This is a genomic window from Streptomyces sp. NPDC020490, assembly GCF_044335305.1.
In the GTDB taxonomy this organism is placed as follows: domain Bacteria; phylum Actinomycetota; class Actinomycetes; order Streptomycetales; family Streptomycetaceae; genus Streptomyces.
In genome coordinates this window covers 5,230-23,265 of sequence record NZ_JBIRUY010000019.1, presented here as the reverse complement: position 1 = coordinate 23,265, position 18,036 = coordinate 5,230, and the positions used below count along the sequence as shown (strand labels likewise).

The window sequence follows — 18,036 nt, the reverse complement described above, 5'->3', positions numbered from 1 at the left end:
CGCCATGCCTGAATACCGCCGCATCCTGCTCGACGGCGCCGCCGTCGAGGTCACCGTCGACGGAGACGAACTCGTCGCCGGAGACGGCCGCCGCGTCAAGATCGAGGAGGCGCACCACCTGCCGCCGGTCGTCCCCTCCAAGGTGATCGCCGTCCACCTCAACCACCGCAGCCGCGTCGACGAGTTCCAGATCGCCCTGCCCGACACGCCGACCTACTTCCACAAGCCGACCTCCTCCCTCAACTCCCACAAGGGCGCGATCGTCCGCCCCGAGGGCTGCAAGTGGCTCAACTACGAGGGCGAGGTCGCCATCGTGATCGGCAGGACCGCGCGCAACATCTCCCCGGCGGAGGCCGGTGAGTACATCGCGGGCTACACGATCGCCAACGACTACGGGCTGCACGACTTCCGCGACACCGACGCCGGGTCGATGCTCCGGGTGAAGGGCTCCGACACCCTCTGCCCGCTCGGCCCGGGTCTCGTCACCGACTGGGACTTCCAGGGCAAGAGCCTGCGGACGTACGTCAACGGCGAGGTCGTGCAGGACGGTTCGACCGACGAGATGAAGTGGGACATGCACTACCTCGTCGCCGACATCGCCCGCACCATCACCCTGTACCCCGGCGACGTGCTGCTCTCGGGCACCCCGGCCAACTCCCGTCCCGTGAAGCCGGGTGACGTCGTCGAGGTCGAGGTCGAGGGTCTCGGCCGGCTCACCAACCACATCGTCACCGGCCCCACCCCGGTCCGCACCGACGTCGGCGCGCAGCCCACCGAGTCCGAGGAGGTCCTCTCCACCGCCCTGGGCGGCGACTGGGAGTTCCGCGGCATCCGGCCGCCCAGGCGCTGACGCCGCCCGAAGACGGCGCCGCGCCGGGTCCGACACGGAAAGTCGCCCGGTGCGGTGCTGCCGGCCCGCGCCGGCCGGGACGGGGCGCGACCCGGCCTCCTCCGGATGCGCCGGCGGACGGATAGGGTCGCAGCCATGACCCATTCCGACTCGTCCACGGGCCGACAGCCGCGCAAGCGCCTGAACTACGGCGAGGGACGCGAGGCCCTGCTGAGCGCCGCCGTGAGAGTGGTGGCGAGAGGCGGGCTGCGCAGGCTCACCTACCGGGCCGTGGCGGAGGAGGCGGGGGTCACCCACGGGCTCGTCGTGCACCACTTCGGCTCACGTGACGCGCTGATCGAGGAGACCCTCACCCACACGATCCGCACCTCGCTGAGCACGAGCGCCCTGGAACCGGGCACCGGCGAGGTCGCGGACTTCGCGGCGGGCGTGTCCGACATGGTCACGGCGGATCCGGACATACAGGCCTTCCAGTACGAGCTGCTGCTCGAGTCCCGGCGTCGCCCCGAACTGCTGCCGCACCTGCGTGCGCTGTACGACGAGTACTTCGACGCCACCCGGCGCGAGCTGACCCGCATGCTGCCGGCCGGCGCGGACGAAGCGCTGACCCGGCTGGTCTTCGCCGCACTCGACGGCCTCGTCCTGCACCAGCTCGTCTTCGGCAGGCCCGAGGTCACCGACGCCGCCATCGGGGAGCTGCGCGGCCTGCTCCGGCTGCTCGCGGCCGGGCATGCCGACCCGGACACCGAGGGCGGGCCGCCTGCCTGAGACATCGCCGACCTGCGCACCCCGGGGCCCTGGACGTTCATCGTCCAGGGCCTCCTCCGTATCCGCCGTCCCTGTCCGCCGTTCCTGTCGGCCGTTCCTGTCGGCCGTCCCTGTCGGCCGTCCCTGTCGGCCGTCCGTGTCCGCCGTCCGTGTGCCATGTCCTTCTGCGCCGCACAAGACACGGCCCCGGCTTCCGCAGCGGTCGCGGCGTCCGCAGGTCCGGGAGAAAATATCTCCGCGGCCCCTTGTCAAAAGGATAGTTCCAGCCCACCATGAGGCAACTCGTTTGGCCTGAAACGATTCCCTCTTCCCTCCTGGCAGGTGATCCGAGTGGACAGTCAGACGGCGGTCGAGAACCAGACCGCGCCCGACGCCTCCACCGCAGGCAAGCTCAAACCCAATTCGCTCGGCGTTCTGGGCATCCTCTTCTTCGTCCTCTCCGCCCAGGCACCGCTCACCGGTGTCGCGGGCGCGGTGCCCATCGCCGTCGCCATCGGCAACGGCGCCGGCGCCCCTGCCGCCTATCTGGCGGCCGGTGTGATCACCCTGCTGTTCTCGGTCGGCTTCGTGGCCATGGGCCGGCACGTCGTGGACGCCGGCGCCTTCTACACGTACATCGGCAAGGGGCTCGGCCGGGATCTCGGTACCGGCAGTGCCGGGATCGCGCTGTTCGCCTACTGCGCGATCCAGGCCGCGATGTACGGCCTGTACGGCGCGACCGTGAGCGGGCTGCTGGGGCAGTACACCGGGGCGGACGTGCCCTGGTGGACGTGTGCCGTGGTCACCATGGCGATCGTCCAGGTGCTGGGCGCCTCGGGCATCGAGATGGGGGCGAAGGTGCTGGCGGTCTTCGTCCTGGCCGAGTTCAGCATCCTCGCGGTCTTCGCGCTGGTCACCCTCTTCAAGGGCGGCGGGCCCGAGGGACTCGGCGTCGCCCAGTCGTTCTCGCCGGGTGCGGCCCTGGACGGGGCACCGGGCGTGGCGCTGATGTTCGCCGTGGCGTCGATGGTGGGCTTCGAGGCGACCGCGATCTACGGCGAGGAGGCGCGCGAACCGCGCAAGACCGTGCCGCGGGCCACGTATCTGGCCGTCGCCCTCGTGACCGGCTTCTTCGCCTTCGCCTCCTGGATGCTGGTGTCGGCGTACGGGGCCTCGAAGGCGGCCCAGGCCGCGGGCGCGGCGCTGCAGAACGGTGACTCCACGGCCTTCGTCTTCGCGCCGATCGCCGACCTGTTCGGCGCCTGGGTCAACGATGTCCTGCCCGTCCTGCTGGCCACCTCCCTGTTCGCCGGCATCCTCGCCTTCCACAACTCCGCCAACCGCTACCTGTTCTCCCTCAGCCGCGACGGGCTGCTGCCCCGCAGGCTGTCGACCATCAACCGCCGCCACTCGCCCGCCGTGTCCGGCTGGGTCCAGACGGCCATCTCCTTCCTGCTGGTCGTCCCGTTCGCGCTGGCCGGCAAGGACCCGGTCCTCTCGCTCTTCTCCTGGGGCAGCGGGGTGGCCGTCCTCGGGATCATGCTGCTGTACCTGCTCACCTCGGTCTCCGTGGTCGCCTTCTTCCGCCGCGGGCGCCTGGACGCGCGGCCGTGGAACACCCTGATCGCCCCGACCCTGGGGGCGCTCGGCATCACTGGTGCGATCTGGCTGATCCTGGAGAACTTCACCACTCTCATCGGAGGCGAGAGAAGCACCGCCCTCTGGCTGGTCCTCACCGTCCCGGTCGTCCTGGTCCTGGGCGTCGTCGTGGCCCGGCTGACCCACAGAACCGTGGCCGACGGGTGAGGCCACCGCCCGGCGGCGGGCCCCGGGCGCCCTCGCCGTTCCGCGGGCACGCGGTGCCCGAGACGCTCGCCGGGGTGCAGGTGCCCCAGGTGGACGGGGTGACGGCGCACCGGAAGGTGCCCGGGGCGACGGCGCACCGGAAGGCACACCGGGCGACGGCGCACCGGAAGGTGCCCGTCGGCGAGGTCGCCGCACGTGACCTGCCCGGGCCCGGCGAGGCGGCCTGAGCACCTGCCGGTGGACGCGGAGACGTCAGCCGGCCGCGCCCGCCGCCCGGTCGAGGAACTCGTCGACCAGGCGGCGGGCGTTCGCCCGGGCCACCGGCTCCAGGTCCCGGGTCCGGTCCAGCAGCTCGCCGGGATCCACGCCGTGCCGCAGGCACTGCTCGGCACCACCGAGTTCGAGGTACCGGCGCACCACGCCGGTCGTCGTCTCCGGATGGAACTGCACCCCCAGGCTCCGTCCGAGCCGGAACGCCTGCGGGCACACGGAGTTGCGGGCCACCTCCTCCGCCCCGGGCGGCAGCAGGCAGCGGTCGAAGTGCCACTGGAACCAGGGACCGGGGCCGATCAGGGAGGGCTCGTCGGTGTCGACCTCGACCCAGCCGATCTCGGGGCGCGATGCCGCCGCGACCGAGCCGCCGAGCGCGGTGGCCAGCGCCTGCGCGCCGAAGCAGACGCCGAGCACCGGGACACCGAGGTGGTGGGCCTTGCGCAGCAGGGCCAGCTCGCCCTCGATCCAGGGGCCGACGGCCGTCTCGTCGTACACCGACCAGGGAGCGCCGAGCGACACGATCAGGTCCCAGCCGTCGGCGTCGGGGAAGTCGAAGGTCACGTCCGGCGCGTGGTGGTGCTCCTCGGGTACGACGGTGACGGCGGTGAGGTCGTATCCACGCTCCACGAGCCGGGCTCCGATCAGACCCGGCTCCGTCACGTGGTCGTGCTGGACGACGAGTGCGCGCACGGTGGTTGCTCCCTTCCCCGAGGGCCCGCAGGCCTGCCGGAACGATCCCTGAGCCCTTGTGACGGCTCACCGCACACCTTATCGTTTGGGTACAAATAATCTTCCTGGAGGTCCCGCATGCTGGACGTCACCCACGAGGAGTGGCAGCGCCGCGCCAAGTCCCTCGACATCTCCGGCGCCCATCACATCGACGGCGCCGACGAGGGCGGTGGCGGGTCGGCCTTCGGTGCCGTCTCCCCCCGGGACGGGCATGTGCTGACCCAGGTCGCCGACGGTGGCACCGCCGAGGTGGACGCGGCCGTGGCCGCCGCCCGCCGTGCCTTCGACACCGGCCCGTGGCCGTGGCTGGCGCCGGCCGAGCGGGGCCGCGTGCTGGTGCGCATCGCCGACCTGCTCCAGGAACGACGCGAGGAGATCGCCCTCACCGTCAGCCTGGAGATGGGCAAGCCCGTCACCGACGCGTACGGGATCGAGCTCCGCGCGGTCATCAACACCTTCCGCTGGTACGGGCAGCTGGCGGACAAACTCACCGACGAGTCGCCGCACACCTCCCCCGACGCCCTCGCCCTGGTCACCCGGGAGCCGGCCGGTGTCGTGGGTGCCGTCGTTCCGTGGAACTTCCCGCTGACCCTGGCCGGCTGGAAGGTGGCTCCGGCTCTGGCGGCCGGCTGCACGGTCGTGCTGAAGCCGTCGGAGAACTCGCCGCTGTCCGCGCTGCTGCTGGGCCGGATCGCCACCGAGGCCGGACTGCCGCCGGGGGTGCTCAACGTCGTCAACGGCAAGGGACCGGTGGCCGGGCGGGCACTGGGGTCGCACCCCGATGTGGACGTGCTGGCGTTCACCGGTTCCACCGCCGTCGGCCGCCACTTCCTGCGCTATGCGGCCGACTCCAACCTGAAGCGGGTGTGGCTGGAGCTGGGCGGCAAGTCACCCAACATCATCCTCCCGGACGCCCCTGACCTGGATGCGGCGGCCGCCACGGCCGCCTGGGGCATCTTCTTCAACCAGGGCGAGATGTGCACCGCGCCCTCCCGGCTGCTCGTGCACTCCTCCGTCGCCGCTCGCGTCACCGAGGCGATCGTCCGGCGGGCACGCGAGCTGCGCGTCGGCGACCCCCTCGACCCCGCCACCGAGATGGGCGCCCTGGTCGGCGAGGCCCACCTCAAGCGCGTCCAGGACCACATCGGCACCGGCCTGGCCGAGGGCGCCCGGCTGCTCACCGGCGGCTCCCGCACCCTCACCGACACGGGTGGCAGCTTCCTGGAGCCGACCGTCTTCGATCACGTGGACCCCGGCATGCGACTGGCCCGCGAGGAGATCTTCGGCCCGGTCCTGTCCGTCCTCGCCTTCGACGACCTGGACGAGGCGGTGCGCCTGGCCAACGCCACCGAGTACGGCCTCGCCGCCGGCCTGTGGACCTCCGACCTGTCCACCGCCCACAAGGTCTCCCGCGCGCTCAAGGCCGGCACGGTGTGGGTCAACTGCTACGAGGAGGGCGACCTGACCGTGCCCTTCGGCGGCATGAAGCAGTCGGGCAACGGGCGGGACAAGTCCGTCCACGCCATCGAGAAGTACACCGAACTCAAGACGACCTGGATCCAGCTGTGACCCGACCTCTGATCGCGATCCCCGCCCGCTTCTCCGCGACGACCTCCGCGCTCAGGTACGCCGCCGAGGTCAACGCCCGCGCCCTGATCGAGGCCGTGTGGCGGGCGGGTGGCGAACCGGCGACCATCCACCCGGCCGATCCCGCCGAGCACGACGTGGCGGCCCGCCTCGCACGCTTCGACGGCGTCCTGCTCCCCGGCGGCGGCGACCTCGCCCCGCACCGCTACGGCGCCACCGACACCCACGGCAGCGTGTACGACGTGGACGAACTCCAGGACCTCTTCGACCTCGAAGTCGCCCGTACCGCACTGGACCGCGGCCTGTCCCTGCTGGCGGTCTGCCGAGGCCTGCAGGTCGTCAACGTGGCCCTCGGCGGCACCCTGGAACAGGACATGGGCGGCCCCGAGCGTGAGCACCGGCACGTCGTGCACCCGGTGGCGATACAGCACGGCACCCTCCTGGAGCGAGCCGCGGGCGCGCAGAAGGTCGAGGTCTCCTGCTACCACCACCAGCGGGTGGACCGGCCCGGGTTCGGACTGACGATCACCGCGCGGGCCGCCGACGGCACCGTGGAGGGGCTCGAACTGCCCCGCTTCCCGGGCTGGTTCACCGCCGTCCAGTGGCACCCGGAGGACACCGCCCACGAAGACCCCGCCCAGCAGGGCATCTTCGACGCCCTGGTCCGAGCCGCTCACGACAGACGGTGACCCCGCCATGGCGTTCTTCCGCCGCGGACAGCAGGCGCCCCGCCTCGCTCCGGAACTCGACGACACCGCCCTCGGCCGCGTCCTGAAGGCCGTCGGCTCCGCTCGGGGGCCGGGGCCCCAGGACCTTGTCATCGCCCAGGTGGAGCGGCTGCTGCAGGACACCCGTGACGACTGGGACCGCCGCTGCCATCGCGTGCGGGTACTCGCCGCAGCCGCGCCCGCCCTCGCCCGCGGCTGGCGGCTGCGGCGGCCCCGGGACCCGGACGCGCTGCTCCTGCACGGCTGGTCCGAACTGCCCGCCGATCCGAGGGCTGCGACGGCGGCCTTCCGGCTCGCCGCCGATGCGCTCCCGGGCGATCCGACCCCATGGGTCGGGGCGCTGGCGGCGCTGCGGCTGCTGGCCCGCCCCAGCACCGAACTCACCCCGGTCTGGCGGGAGATCCACGCCCGCGACCCCTGGCACCGCGAAGCCCACCTCCAGATGCTGGGGTACCTCTCGCCGGAGGAGCAGGGCAGCCAGATGGCGCTGCGCGACTTCGTGGAGGACGTCATCGCCGTCATGCCGTACGGGGTACCGGCGGCCTGCCTGCCACTGACCGCCGCGGTACGGCAGTACCACCGCGACCTCGACAGCGGCGGCATCCGGGCGATCGGACTCGGCCGCTACTGGTCCCAGCCGCACGTGGCACCCCTGCTGGACCAGGCCCTGGACCACTGGCTCCGCCCCTCCCATCCGCGCCACGCGGCCGTGGTCGCCGACCTCGGGCTGCTCGCGTACGCCCTGGCGCGGGCGTTACGCCCCGGGGACGCGGCCCCGGTCTTCGACGCCATCGGCGGCCTGGTCACCGCTTGGCCGTGGGGGCACGACGGGGATCCGGTGGAGCGCTACACCTACTGGAGCCGCAGGTAACCGATCACCTCGTGCATGCCGAGAAAGCATACGGAAGGGGATGGACGTGACGGCCCATGTCGAGATCGACCGGCGTCACCCGGAACACGGCGGAGGCCGCGACGCGCTGCTCGCGGCGGCGATCAGGGTCGTGGCCCGGGGCGGCCCGCGGAAACTGACCTACCGGTCCGTCGCCGCCGAGGCGGGCGTGACCCATGGTCTGGTCGTCCACCACTTCGGCTCGCGCGACGCCCTGCTCGAGCAGGCCCTGTGCCGGGCGGTCAGGCGCAGCATCGAGACGTCGTCGCTGGTGCCCGCCAGCGGCAGGCTGGAGGACTTCGCAGGGACGCTGGCCGACTTCATCGGAGCGGATCCGGACCTGCAGGCGTTCCAGTACGAGCTGAAACTGGAAGCGGGCCGCAGGCCCGAACTGCAGCGGCATGTCGACGCCCTCTACGGGGCCTACCGCGACGCCGTCCGCGAGGCGCTGGACTGCTTCGGTGTGTCCCCGGATCTGGCGGAGATCGTCTTCGCAGCCCTGGAGGGGCTGGTCTTCCACCAGGTCACCTCGGGAGACGCGCGGCGCACGGAGGAAGGAGTCGCGGCCCTGCGCCGGCTCCTCGCGGCGCACTGCGCGCAGCAGCCGTCCGGCAGTACATTGAACTGATTGAAAGCCCGTACGACTGGTATCAGCCATGACAGGTCACATCAGCCCGCAGCGAGCGGGACCGCAATCGCCGGAGCCGGAACGGTCCGGGCCCGGCCGGGGACCGGGCCCCGGCTCGCTGACCGCCGGGCGGGCGACCGCGGTACTGGACGAACGGATGCGGTTCATCGGGTGGAGCCCCGAGGCGGAGGCCCTGTTCGGATACCGGCCGGACGAGGTGCTGGGCCGTTCCGCCGACGCCGTCCTGGCGGACACCCTGACGGACACCGGACCCGCCCCGGCCACGGGCAGCCCCGGTTCGTACGGCATCCGGTCGGTGCGCCACCGCAGGGGACACCTCGTGCCCGTGGCCCTGACCCTCGATCCGCTCGCCCACGGCACGGGCGGGGCGGCCTGGCTCATGGTGGCGATGTGCCTGGACAGGCTGCGGCAGCGCGCCATCGACCGGGCCGTGCTCGCGGGTCTCTACGACCAGTCACCGGTGCAGCTGGTCATCTACGACACCGACGCCCGGGTCCGGTGGATCAATACGGCCATCGAAAAGCAGTTCGGCGTGACGTTGGAGGAGGTCACGGGACGCCTCGTCCGCGACATCCTCCCGGAGGGCGTGCTGCTCACCGAGTACGGTCGCACGGACGAGGACATCGAGCAGCCGATATTCCAGGTGCTGCGCACCGGTGAGCCGGTGATCGACGTCCACTACCGCAGCCCGACCCTTCTCGACCCCCACCACCAGCGCGTCTGGTCCCTCTCCTACTTCCTGCTGCGGGACGAGGCCGACCGGGCGGTCGGCGTCTGCGAGGTCGGCCTCGACATCACCGACCGTTACGTGGCACGGCAGCGCCTGGCCCTGCTGAGCCGGGCGAGCGGCAGCATCGGGCGGACCCTGGACATCAGGGGTACCGCGGAGGAACTGGCCCGGCTCGTGGTCCCCGAGTTCGCCGACGCGCTCCGCGTGGACCTGCTCGAACCGGTCCTGAACGGTCTTGAACCCCCGCCCGTCGGCCTAGAGAGCGTGCCGGCTCCCGATCTGCGCCGGATGGCGAGGCAGGCGCGCGACGAGGTGTCCGGCGCGGTCGTGGACGCCCCCGGCACGGTGGACGCCGCACGGCTGCGCTGCCTGGCGGACGGCGCCCCGGTCACCGATCCGGCCACGGGCGCGCTCGCCGTGCCGCTGACAGCCCGGGGCGCTGTGCTGGGTGCGGTGGTCTTCGCACGTACCGCGCCGCGCGATCCCTTCGACGACGAGGAGACGGCGCTCGCCGGGGAACTGGTGTCCCGAACCGCCGTCTGCCTGGACAACGCCCGCCGCTACACCCGCGAGCACATGACCGCGCTGACCCTGCAGCGCGAACTGCTGCCGCGTGTCCTGCCCCGGCCGGCCGGCGTCGAGGTCGCCCACAGCTATCTGCCCGCGGCGGGACCGGCCGGCGTCGGCGGGGACTGGTACGACGTGATCCCGCTCTCCGGAGCCCGGGTGGGCCTGGTCGTAGGAGACGTGGCGGGCCATGGTCTCGGCGCGGCCGCCACGATGGGGCGACTGCGCACCACCGTCGCCGCCCTCGCGGCGCTCGACCTGCCACCGGAGGAGCTGCTGGCCCGCCTGGACGATCTGGTGGCACGCCCCGGCGCGCCGCAGCCGACGGGCGCCGGAAGCGAGGTGGAGGACCAGGCGCTCGGCGTGACCTGCCTGTACGCCGTCTACGACCCGGTTTCCAGGACCTGTGTCATGGCCCGCGCGGGCCATCTGCCCCCGGTGCTGGCCACCCCCGACGGGCACGCCGAGCTTGTGGACCTGCCCGCTGGGCCACCACTGGGCCTGGGCGGCCTGCCCTTCGAAAGCCTCACCCTCGAAATGCCGGAGGGCAGCACGCTGGCCCTGTTCACCGACGGCCTCGTCGAGAGCCGCGAACGGGACATCGACGTCGGCGTCCGCGCACTGTGCGACCGGCTCGCCGGTCCGGGGTCCGGCCCGCTGGACGAGACCTGCGGCGCAGTCGTCGGAGGCATGCCCCAGCTTCCCGAGGACGACGCGACCCTGCTCCTGGTCCGGGTGCACGCCCTGCCCGGGCACCTGGTGGCGACCTGGGACATCTCCGCCGACCCGGGAGAGGTGGCCCACGCTCGGGCACTCGCCCGCGGCCGGCTGACCGAGTGGGACGTGCCGGACGACGTGGCCTTCGTCGTCGAACTCGTCGTCAGCGAACTGGTCACCAACGCCGTCCGGTACGGCGGCGCGCCGGTCCGCCTGCGGCTCATCCGCGAGCGCGGGCTGATCGTCGAGGTCTCGGACGGCGGCCACACCTCCCCGCACCTGCGGCGGGCCGCGACGGAGGACGAGGGCGGCCGGGGCCTGTTCCTGGTGGCACAGCTGACCGAACGCTGGGGAACCCGCTACACGCCGGCCGGCAAGACGATCTGGACCGAGGTACCGCTGACCACCTCCGAGTCGCCCGGGGCGTTCCGGGGCGACGCGATCGAGGAGGTCGCTTTCTGAATCCGGGGGACCGAAGCGCAGAGGCGACCGGTTCTCTCAGGCTTTCGGGCGCCGTCCGCTGCGGCGCGGTGCCGGCTCGGCGCCGTCGAGGAGGGCGAGCCGGCGTTCGTCGCCGTTCTCCTCGACCTGGAGCACGACCTGGCGCAGGCCGTCGGCGAGACTGCGGCACTCCCCGTCGCTGAGCCGGGAGGCGACGAAGGCCTCCTCCTCGTTGAAACGGGGGAACAGCCGCCGCATCAGCGCCTCGCCCTCCTCGGTGAGGCTGAGCAGCACCAGTCTGCCGTCGGTGGGGTGACCGGCCCGCCTGACCAGACCCCGCCCCTCCAGCGTCCGGGAGACCCCGGTGAGCGTCCCCTTGGAGATGCCCGCCTCCTCGGCGACGTGCCGGGTCTCCGACTCGCCCCAGACCCAGACCACCCAGAGCACGACGAACGCCGTCCAGGTCAGGTCGGCGCCACGCAGCACCGAGTTCTCCAGGTGCTGCCGGACGGCCGAGGCGGCGCGGTAGATGTTGGCGACCACGGCCATCGGTTCGCGACGGATCGGTATCCCGCCGAGCTTCGCCGCTGCCAGCTTCTCCGCTTCGGTGATGGACCGGTGGCCTGGCACAGTCACGCTCCTTCGGTCGTTCGGAGTCAAATTGTATGCGCGCGGAGTGCCGGTACATCACGTTCCGAGCACGAGACCACGGAGGCGAGCTCACCTCGCGCGACGACGAGAGCGCTGTGGCGGACTCCTCGGGCAGCACCGGCCGCCGATCGGCGCGCAGCCGGAGCGGCCCGAGACGTTGCAGGCTCGGGGTGCTGTCCGTGCCGCTGGAGCGCGGCCTGTCCCGGCCGCTGCCGGTCACCGGGGCCGCCGTGACAAACCCGCGGCGACCGGCGTCATGGCCAGGGCGAGGGCGAGGGCGCCGGGCATCGGGGTGCGCGCGCCGGGGTGCGCGCGTCGGGCAGGCCCCCGGTACACCCACCGGCGAGAGCATTGCCACCGGCGCGTCCCAGCCCCGGGAGTCGTCGCGCGCCGGGCCCCGCGGAGGTATGCGGCTGCTCGCCCCCAGGGGGCCGTCAACGGGTCAGGCAGGGCCCTTTCGCCGGTAGGCCCGGGCCGCGCGCACGCGGTCCCCGCAGCGTACCGAGCACCACTGCCGCGCTCCGTGCGTGCGCAGGTAGAAGCGGCTGCAGGGACTCGCGCCGCACGCCGCGAGCTTCGGTGCGTCCGGGCCGCACAGCAGCTCCACCGCGTCGCGGGCGACCGCGGCCAACAGGTAGTCGGTCAGCTCGTCCAGCGGGTGCGACACGACCCGATGCATTCCCCGCTCGGCATCCCAGGCCAGCTGTGAGTTGCTGGGGGCCGACCTGATCGCGGAATTGACGGCGTCGATGGACGCTGCGGGCGGCTCCGTCCGCGCAACCGCCGCCGTGAACAGTTGCCGGACGTGGTGCCTCAGCGTCCGCAGGCGGCCCGTGCACGGGTCGCCGAGCAGCGTCCCTTGTCCGGCGAGGCCGCTCTCGACCGCCCACAGGGAGGCGCCCCTGTGGTCGGCGAGGAGGTCATACGTCCCCTGCGAGAAGACCTGCAGGGTGTTGGCCAGTCCGATCCCCGGGTGATCAACGCTTCCCGGTGCGGGTGGCAGGGGCCGCCACTGTTCCTGTGCCTTCATCACCTCATGGTAGCCACTTGTTTCTTCCGTGAGAGAGGGCCTACAGTCATCTCACGCCTAATGATTCATTTTCCCGTGAGGAGAAACCTGTCATGTCTGACGCCGGCAGCCTGGTCCACGTCCGTGTCTTCGGCGGCCCCACCGTGCTCATCGAGTACGGGGGACTGCGCCTGCTGACCGACCCGACCTTCGACGACCCCCAGGAGTACGAGGTCGGCCCCGGCCAGTTCCTGGCGAAAACCGCGGCCTCGGCCGTCGCCCCCTCCGCTGTTCGGAGCCCTGGACGCCGTCCTCCTCTCGCACGACGAACACCCGGACAACCTCGACCACTCGGGTCGCGCACTGCTTCCGACAGCGCCCGTGGTGTTCACCACCACCAGTGGCGCCGCACGTCTGGGCGGCAACGCCATCGGCCTCAGCCCCTGGCAGACCCGGCACCTCGAGCGCCCGGAAGGCGGCACGGTGACCGTCACTGCGGTGCCTGCCCTGCACGGCCCCGAGGGCTGCGAGCCCTTCACCGGCGAGGTGGTGGGCTTCGTGCTCACCGGCTCCGGCCTGCCCACCGTCTACATCAGCGGGGACAACGCCTCACTGGACGTCGTTGGCGAGATCGCGGCACGATTCGCCCCGATCGACACGGCGATCCTGTTCGCCGGCGCCGCCCGCACCCCCCTGTTCGACGGCGCACTGCTCACCCTGGACGCCGCGCAGGCCGCCCAGGCCGCACAGATCCTGAAGGCACGCGAGGTCATCCCGGCGCATGTCGACAGCTGGGGACACTTCACCGAAGGCCGGGAGGAGTTCGTCGCCGCCTTCGCCGAGGCCGGCCTGACGTCGCTCCTGGAGCGCTGAGCGTTCTCCAGCGGCGAGATCCACGCGGACGAGAAGAAGGAGCCCGCCACCGGCTTCCGGCAGCGGGCCCACGCCTTCTTCGCCCAGGCCGCGATCACCGTCGAGCGGGCATCGACCGATATCGCCCCTGCCACCGCTCACGCGACCGGCACGACGCCCTGGCAGCGGCCGGGATCGCCCAACAACGGTCCCGGCCCTACCGGCCGCAGGCGAACGGCAAGGTCGACGCCTCAGCCGCACCCTGCTCGACGAGTGGGCCCATGCCCGCCCCTACAGGTCAGAAGCAGAGCGCCGCGAAGCCTTCCCACAGTGGCTGCACACCCGCAACCACCACCGCGGACACACCGCGCTCAAGGGCCGACCACCCGTCGGCCGCGTTCCTGACCTCACAGGGCAATGCAGCCAGCCCGCCCCCACCGCGGCACGATCAACCTACGCCTCGAAGACGGCGCGGCGTGGACAGGCCGCCGCCTCCTGTCCGACCTTCGCCCGCCGGACGCGGCAGCCACAAGGCCGGTCGGCGCACGTCACGGCACGACACGCTCCAGCGGCCTGTACAGGGGCGGCCGCACAACAGCACCACACCTCGGCGCCGCACTGCCGCAACCGCTAGACTGTGCGCGGCGCACCACTCCGGTGGGGTGCCCTGTGGATGTCTGGGCCCTCAGGGGTCAGGGTCCGTCCGATGCGGGCGGGTCTGCAACACCTTCGCCCTCACATCCCCGCCTTCGTAGCTCAGGGGATAGAGCACCGCTCTCCTAAAGCGGGTGTCGCAGGTTCGAATCCTGCCGGGGGCACCATGCCTGAACAGGCACGATGCATGAGAAAGGCCCCTCGGAAGTGATCCCCGAGGGGCTTTTTGGCCTTCCATGGGAACGAATGGGAACGCGCCATCGGGCAAGATCCTCCCTGGGCGCTGGGCGTCTCCGCCGGTTTCGCCCCGGCCTTCGCGCAGTCGGCGTAGGGGTGGGCGCCTCCGGCCCCGAGATCTGGGGCCGGCACGGCCGCGCTCTCCGCACCGCAGGACGCAGCTGCGTAAAAACCTGGGAGGGCAACCGACGGGCAGCCGCACTGCTCGACGGGCGCTTCCGCCAGCCCCAGCCCTACGACACCACGGGGTCAGGCAACGACGGCTATGCGTACCGGGCTGAGCTACACCACCTGGAACGAGAGCGCGAAACCGTTCACCTGGACCGCAACCGCCGGCGAGGTCCTCGCGAAGGTCAGGCTCGTCGCGACCAACATGAAGAAACTCGTCAATAACAACTTGAACTGACATGAACAGGATCACGAGACACCAGCCCCTAGCCTCACCAGCCTACGAGCGGCACAGGAAGCAGGCAGCGGCTAAAGTGTGATAAATCGACGCATAAGAGTCACGCAGGCAGGGGACTCGCTTCAGGGAACCCGACAGAACGGAGACCCATCGAATGATCATCAAGAAGATGCACGAAATGGGCATCCGCAGCGAACACGCCTACACGGCGGGCCTCGCCTCCATCGGCTTCAGCATCGCCGCCTGGGCCGGCAGCCTCAAAGCCGAATCCGGCAGAGGCCTCGACCGAGCCGACCGATGGGGCATCTTCGTCGGCGAATGGGCACCCACCTTCTTCGGCCTCGGCCTCGCCCTCTCGCACTACGAACTGCAAGACGGCACCCTCACCGCCGCCAACGTCCACGAAATGCGAGAAAAGCAGAAGGCCAGCTGAGCCAGTAGCGCGCGCCCGCCCTCGGGCCATGGGGGCGGGCGTGCCGCTGCTCAGGCATCTGGGTGCGCAGGGCTCTCACCAGCGTCCGTGGAAGACACTGTCCGACGTCGAACTCGCCACCGCCGGGCGTCGGCCTGCTGAACCCCGGCCTTCGGTAAAGCCTGCGTCAGCGCGGGGGCGGGCGGTGGCATGTGGCGCAGTCGCAGCATTGGCGGGTCCGTCCTGGGGACTGGGTTCCATCTCAGGTACCCCAGCGCGTCTGCGGCTGGCCGCAGTGCGTCGCGGCGTCCCGCATGCCGCCGCGAGACGACCAGGTAATCCGTTGCGGAGAGCGGGGCGGATTGGTGTGAGATCTCTTTTCACCTGATCGGGTGTGGGACCAATCCGCTCGGGTGGCGGAGACGGATTCCCCGCGTGAGGGATGAGGAGAAGGAACCGCGGGTGAGGCCGGGGCCGCCGCGCCTGGTGCTGGGTGCGCTGAGCGGGGCTCTGGCCGGCGTCGCCGCGCTGGCTGTCGCCGAGTTGGTGGCGGCAGCCGTGCGTCCGCAGTCCAGTCCGGTCGTCGCGGTGGGGGGCGCGGTGATCGACCGCACTCCCGCGCCGGTGAAGGACTGGGCGATCCGCCGCTTCGGCACCGACGACAAGCTCGTGCTGCAGTTGGGCATCCTCGCCGTGCTGGCGGTGCTGGCCCTGGCGCTGGGTGTGCTGGCGGTGCGGTTCAGGCGGGTCGGAGCGGCCGGGGTCCTTCTCTTCGGGGTCGTCGGGGCCGGTGCCGCCATCAGCCGGCCCGACTCCGGCGGCGTCACCGACGCCTTGCCCTCCGTCGTGGGTGCCGTTGCCGGAGCGCTTCTGCTGCATGTCCTGGTGGGACGGTTGGCGGCGGGGAGGCGGTCGGCTGCGCCGGTGGCCGGGGCGGCCCCGGCCCGCACGACGGAAGACGGTTCTCGCTTCCAGGCGTGGGATCGTCGGGGGTTCGTCCTCGCGGCCGCATCCACCGCCGCCGCTTCCGCCGTGGCGGGCACGGTCGGCCGTTCGCTGAACGGTGCGCGCGGGCAAGACGCGATCGCCTCGCGCGAGCGGCTCGTTCTGCCGCTTCCCGGGTCACCGGCGCTGCCGGTACCCGGGAGGGCCGGGCTGCGGATCGCCGGAATCAGCCCCTTCGTCACCGCGAACGAGGACTTCTACCGCGTGGACACCGCTCTCGTGGTGCCGAAGGTGGATGCCACGAGGTGGCGGCTGCGGGTCCACGGCAAGGGGGTGCGGCTGCCCGTCACCTACTCCTTCGACGACCTGCTGCGCAGGGAGTTGATCGAACGGGACATCACCTTGACGTGCGTGTCGAACGAGGTCGGCGGGCCGTATGTGGGCAACGCCCGCTGGATCGGCGTACCCCTGGCCGACCTGCTCGCCGAATGCGGCGTCGAACCGCCCTCCCGGGGCGGGCCGGCGGATCAACTGGTGGCCCGGTCGGTGGACGGCATGACGCTCGGCAGCCCGCTCGAGGAGGTGATGGACGGCCGCGACGCGATGCTCGCCCTCGGCATGAACGGCGAGCCGCTGCCCTTCGAGCACGGCTTTCCCGTCCGGATGGTCGTCCCCGGCCTGTACGGGTACGTCTCCGCCTGCAAGTGGATCGAGGACATCGAGCTCACCACCTTCGATGCCTACGACCCGTACTGGGTCAAGCGGGGCTGGGCGCGCCGGGCTCCGGTCAAGACCGGGTCACGGATCGACACCCCCAAGCCGTTCGCCCGGCCCCGGTCCGGCACGGTGATGGTGGCCGGTGTCGCCTGGGCACAGCACCGCGGCATCGACAGGGTCGAGGTCCGCGTCGACGACGGGCCCTGGCAGGAGGCTCGGCTGGCCGCCGAGGACTCCCGCGACACCTGGCGCCAGTGGTCCTTTCCCTGGCAGGCCGCCAAGGGCGGTCACACCCTCACCGTGCGCGCCACCGACCGCACCGGCAGCGTGCAGACGGAGAAACGCACCCGGACCGTCCCCGACGGCGCCAGCGGATGGCACTCCGTGGTCGTGACCGTCGAGTGATCGTCGAGTCGCCACCGCGTGGCCACCTCCGACAGCGCCTTGCGGCCGTCTGAACCACCTTTCCATTCCCCCCGAACGCAGCCGTACCGCGCTGCGCCCTTCAACAGGAGAAGATGATGAACATCCGTTTCCGCCTCGCCACCGGCCTCCTCGCCGCCGTCACCGTGCTCCCCCTGACCCTGACCGCCTGCTCCGGCAGCAGTGACTCGGGCACGTCCGACTCCGCCGGCTCCTCCGACAAGGCGCCGGCGTCGGCCTCGGCCTCCAAGAGCAGCGAGGACATGGGCGGTTCGGGCAGCGGCGCGACCGGCATGGACCAGCCCTTCGGTCCCGCCTGTTCCGCGGTGCCGGAGGACGGTGCGGGTTCCTTCGACGGCATGGCCAAGGACCCGGTGGCCACCGCGGCGTCCAACAACCCCGCTCTGTCCACGCTGGTCTCGGCGGTGAAGAAGGCCGGGCTGGTCGACACCCTCAACAACGCCCAGAACATCACCGTGTTCGCGCCGACCAACGACGCCTTCAAGAAGATCCCGAAGGCGACCCTGGACAAGGTCCTCAACGACAAGGCCCAGCTGACGAAGATCCTCACCTACCACGTCGTCGGCCAGAAGCTGACCCCGAAGGACCTGGAGAACGGCTCCTTCGACACGCTGGAGAAGTCGAAGGTGACGACCTCCGGCTCGGGCGAGTCCTACACCGTGAACGACTCCGCGAAGGTCGTCTGCGGCAACGTCAAGACCGCCAACGCCAACGTCTACATCATCGACAGCGTCCTCATGCCCGCGAGCTGACCTACCTGCCGGCCGGGGGAGGCGGGCCTCGCGCGGTCGACCTGACGGGAGCGGCCGGCCGGTGCGCCCCTCGTGCCGGGGTGTCCGCCGACCGCCCGACCGGCGGGACCCGGCGGATACCCCTCCTCTGCGGGGCCGGGGGGGGGGGGGCCCCCCCCCCCCCCCCCCCGCCCCCCCCCCCCGCCGGGGCCCCCCCCGCCCCCCCCCCGCCCAGCAAACGGAGCGCGGCCGCGCGGCGGCCCGC

At 71.8% G+C, this 18,036-nt stretch carries 16 protein-coding genes, 1 tRNA gene and 1 pseudogene; 15 read left to right on the top strand and 3 right to left on the bottom strand.

Annotation, left to right across the window (positions count from 1 at the left end; genetic code table 11):
* The first annotated feature begins 4 nt into the window (after nt 1-4).
* The 4 genes from ACH4ZX_RS20635 (at nt 5) to ACH4ZX_RS20620 (ending at nt 3,630) form a co-directional block, all read left to right on the top strand.
* Nucleotides 5-850, top strand: coding sequence for a fumarylacetoacetate hydrolase family protein (locus ACH4ZX_RS20635; RefSeq protein WP_398274469.1), 846 nt, complete (start codon nt 5-7; stop codon nt 848-850).
* A 135-nt stretch (nt 851-985) separates the two neighbouring features.
* A complete protein-coding gene (locus ACH4ZX_RS20630; protein WP_398274466.1) occupies nt 986-1,618 on the top strand; it encodes a TetR/AcrR family transcriptional regulator in 633 nt (210 codons plus the stop codon).
* A 330-nt stretch (nt 1,619-1,948) separates the two neighbouring features.
* Nucleotides 1,949-3,403 (top strand): APC family permease, encoded by a 1,455-nt coding sequence (locus ACH4ZX_RS20625; RefSeq protein ID WP_398274463.1) that lies wholly within the window; start codon nt 1,949-1,951, stop codon nt 3,401-3,403.
* Nucleotides 3,404-3,477: 74 nt separating this feature from the next.
* A complete protein-coding gene (locus tag ACH4ZX_RS20620; RefSeq protein ID WP_398274461.1) occupies nt 3,478-3,630 on the top strand; it encodes a hypothetical protein in 153 nt (50 codons plus the stop codon).
* 25 nt (nt 3,631-3,655) lie between these two features.
* On the opposite strand, the gene ACH4ZX_RS20615 is transcribed toward ACH4ZX_RS20620, so the two are convergent.
* Complete coding sequence (locus ACH4ZX_RS20615; protein WP_398274458.1) at nt 3,656-4,366, bottom strand: type 1 glutamine amidotransferase; 711 nt, start codon at nt 4,364-4,366, stop codon at nt 3,656-3,658.
* A 117-nt stretch (nt 4,367-4,483) separates the two neighbouring features.
* Here ACH4ZX_RS20615 and ACH4ZX_RS20610 point away from each other — a divergent pair, with 117 nt between their 5' ends.
* From ACH4ZX_RS20610 to ACH4ZX_RS20590, 5 genes are read left to right on the top strand one after another with little or no spacing between them, the layout of a single operon-like run.
* A complete protein-coding gene (locus ACH4ZX_RS20610) occupies nt 4,484-5,974 on the top strand; it encodes an aldehyde dehydrogenase (RefSeq protein ID WP_398274455.1) in 1,491 nt (496 codons plus the stop codon).
* Nucleotides 5,971-6,681, top strand: coding sequence for a gamma-glutamyl-gamma-aminobutyrate hydrolase family protein (locus ACH4ZX_RS20605; RefSeq protein WP_398274452.1), 711 nt, complete (start codon nt 5,971-5,973; stop codon nt 6,679-6,681). Before ACH4ZX_RS20610 ends, ACH4ZX_RS20605 begins: the two co-directional genes overlap by 4 nt.
* A gap of 7 nt (nt 6,682-6,688) precedes the next feature.
* Nucleotides 6,689-7,591 carry a hypothetical protein gene (locus tag ACH4ZX_RS20600; RefSeq protein ID WP_398274449.1) on the top strand — a complete coding sequence of 301 codons (903 nt, stop codon included), beginning with the start codon at nt 6,689-6,691 and terminating at the stop codon, nt 7,589-7,591.
* Between the two features lie 46 nt (nt 7,592-7,637).
* Nucleotides 7,638-8,237, top strand: coding sequence for a TetR/AcrR family transcriptional regulator (locus ACH4ZX_RS20595; protein WP_398274446.1), 600 nt, complete (start codon nt 7,638-7,640; stop codon nt 8,235-8,237).
* Between the two features lie 28 nt (nt 8,238-8,265).
* Nucleotides 8,266-10,734, top strand: a complete 2,469-nt coding sequence (locus ACH4ZX_RS20590) for a SpoIIE family protein phosphatase (protein WP_398274443.1) — start codon at nt 8,266-8,268, stop codon at nt 10,732-10,734.
* A 36-nt stretch (nt 10,735-10,770) separates the two neighbouring features.
* Here ACH4ZX_RS20590 and ACH4ZX_RS20585 read toward each other — a convergent pair whose 3' ends face one another.
* On the bottom strand, nt 10,771-11,343 hold the full coding sequence (locus ACH4ZX_RS20585; RefSeq protein WP_398274441.1) for a MarR family winged helix-turn-helix transcriptional regulator: 573 nt from the start codon (nt 11,341-11,343) through the stop codon (nt 10,771-10,773).
* Nucleotides 11,344-11,806: 463 nt separating this feature from the next.
* Nucleotides 11,807-12,394, bottom strand: coding sequence for a CGNR zinc finger domain-containing protein (locus ACH4ZX_RS20580; protein ID WP_398274438.1), 588 nt, complete (start codon nt 12,392-12,394; stop codon nt 11,807-11,809).
* A 92-nt stretch (nt 12,395-12,486) separates the two neighbouring features.
* Between ACH4ZX_RS20580 and ACH4ZX_RS20575 the strand changes: the two are divergent.
* The 6 genes and pseudogenes from ACH4ZX_RS20575 (at nt 12,487) to ACH4ZX_RS20550 (ending at nt 17,792) form a co-directional block, all read left to right on the top strand.
* Nucleotides 12,487-13,246, top strand: a pseudogene (locus ACH4ZX_RS20575) (MBL fold metallo-hydrolase).
* Nucleotides 13,247-13,970: 724 nt separating this feature from the next.
* A tRNA-Arg gene (locus ACH4ZX_RS20570) sits at nt 13,971-14,046 on the top strand.
* Between the two features lie 335 nt (nt 14,047-14,381).
* Nucleotides 14,382-14,522, top strand: coding sequence for a hypothetical protein (locus tag ACH4ZX_RS20565; RefSeq protein ID WP_398274435.1), 141 nt, complete (start codon nt 14,382-14,384; stop codon nt 14,520-14,522).
* Between the two features lie 154 nt (nt 14,523-14,676).
* Nucleotides 14,677-14,955: a hypothetical protein gene (locus ACH4ZX_RS20560; RefSeq protein WP_360759593.1), complete on the top strand. Its 279-nt coding sequence runs from the start codon at nt 14,677-14,679 to the stop codon at nt 14,953-14,955.
* Between the two features lie 414 nt (nt 14,956-15,369).
* Entirely contained in the window at nt 15,370-17,001 is a 1,632-nt protein-coding gene (locus tag ACH4ZX_RS20555) for a molybdopterin-dependent oxidoreductase (protein WP_398274432.1), read from the top strand.
* A gap of 116 nt (nt 17,002-17,117) precedes the next feature.
* Nucleotides 17,118-17,792, top strand: coding sequence for a fasciclin domain-containing protein (locus ACH4ZX_RS20550; RefSeq protein WP_398274429.1), 675 nt, complete (start codon nt 17,118-17,120; stop codon nt 17,790-17,792).
* Nucleotides 17,793-18,036 lie beyond the last annotated feature (244 nt).

Bases quoted from the DNA above. Each gene is read 5' to 3' on its own strand.
- ACH4ZX_RS20550 (WP_398274429.1), top strand. From the start codon at position 17,118: ATGAACATCCGTTTCCGCCTCGCCACCGGCCTCCTCGCCGCCGTCACC.
- ACH4ZX_RS20630 (WP_398274466.1), top strand. From the start codon at position 986: ATGACCCATTCCGACTCGTCCACGGGCCGACAGCCGCGCAAGCGCCTG.
- ACH4ZX_RS20635 (WP_398274469.1), top strand. From the start codon at position 5: ATGCCTGAATACCGCCGCATCCTGCTCGACGGCGCCGCCGTCGAGGTC.
- ACH4ZX_RS20560 (WP_360759593.1), top strand. From the start codon at position 14,677: ATGATCATCAAGAAGATGCACGAAATGGGCATCCGCAGCGAACACGCC.
- ACH4ZX_RS20600 (WP_398274449.1), top strand. From the start codon at position 6,689: ATGGCGTTCTTCCGCCGCGGACAGCAGGCGCCCCGCCTCGCTCCGGAA.
- ACH4ZX_RS20590 (WP_398274443.1), top strand. From the start codon at position 8,266: ATGACAGGTCACATCAGCCCGCAGCGAGCGGGACCGCAATCGCCGGAG.
- ACH4ZX_RS20565 (WP_398274435.1), top strand. From the start codon at position 14,382: ATGCGTACCGGGCTGAGCTACACCACCTGGAACGAGAGCGCGAAACCG.
- ACH4ZX_RS20610 (WP_398274455.1), top strand. From the start codon at position 4,484: ATGCTGGACGTCACCCACGAGGAGTGGCAGCGCCGCGCCAAGTCCCTC.
- ACH4ZX_RS20580 (WP_398274438.1), bottom strand. From the start codon at position 12,394: ATGAAGGCACAGGAACAGTGGCGGCCCCTGCCACCCGCACCGGGAAGC.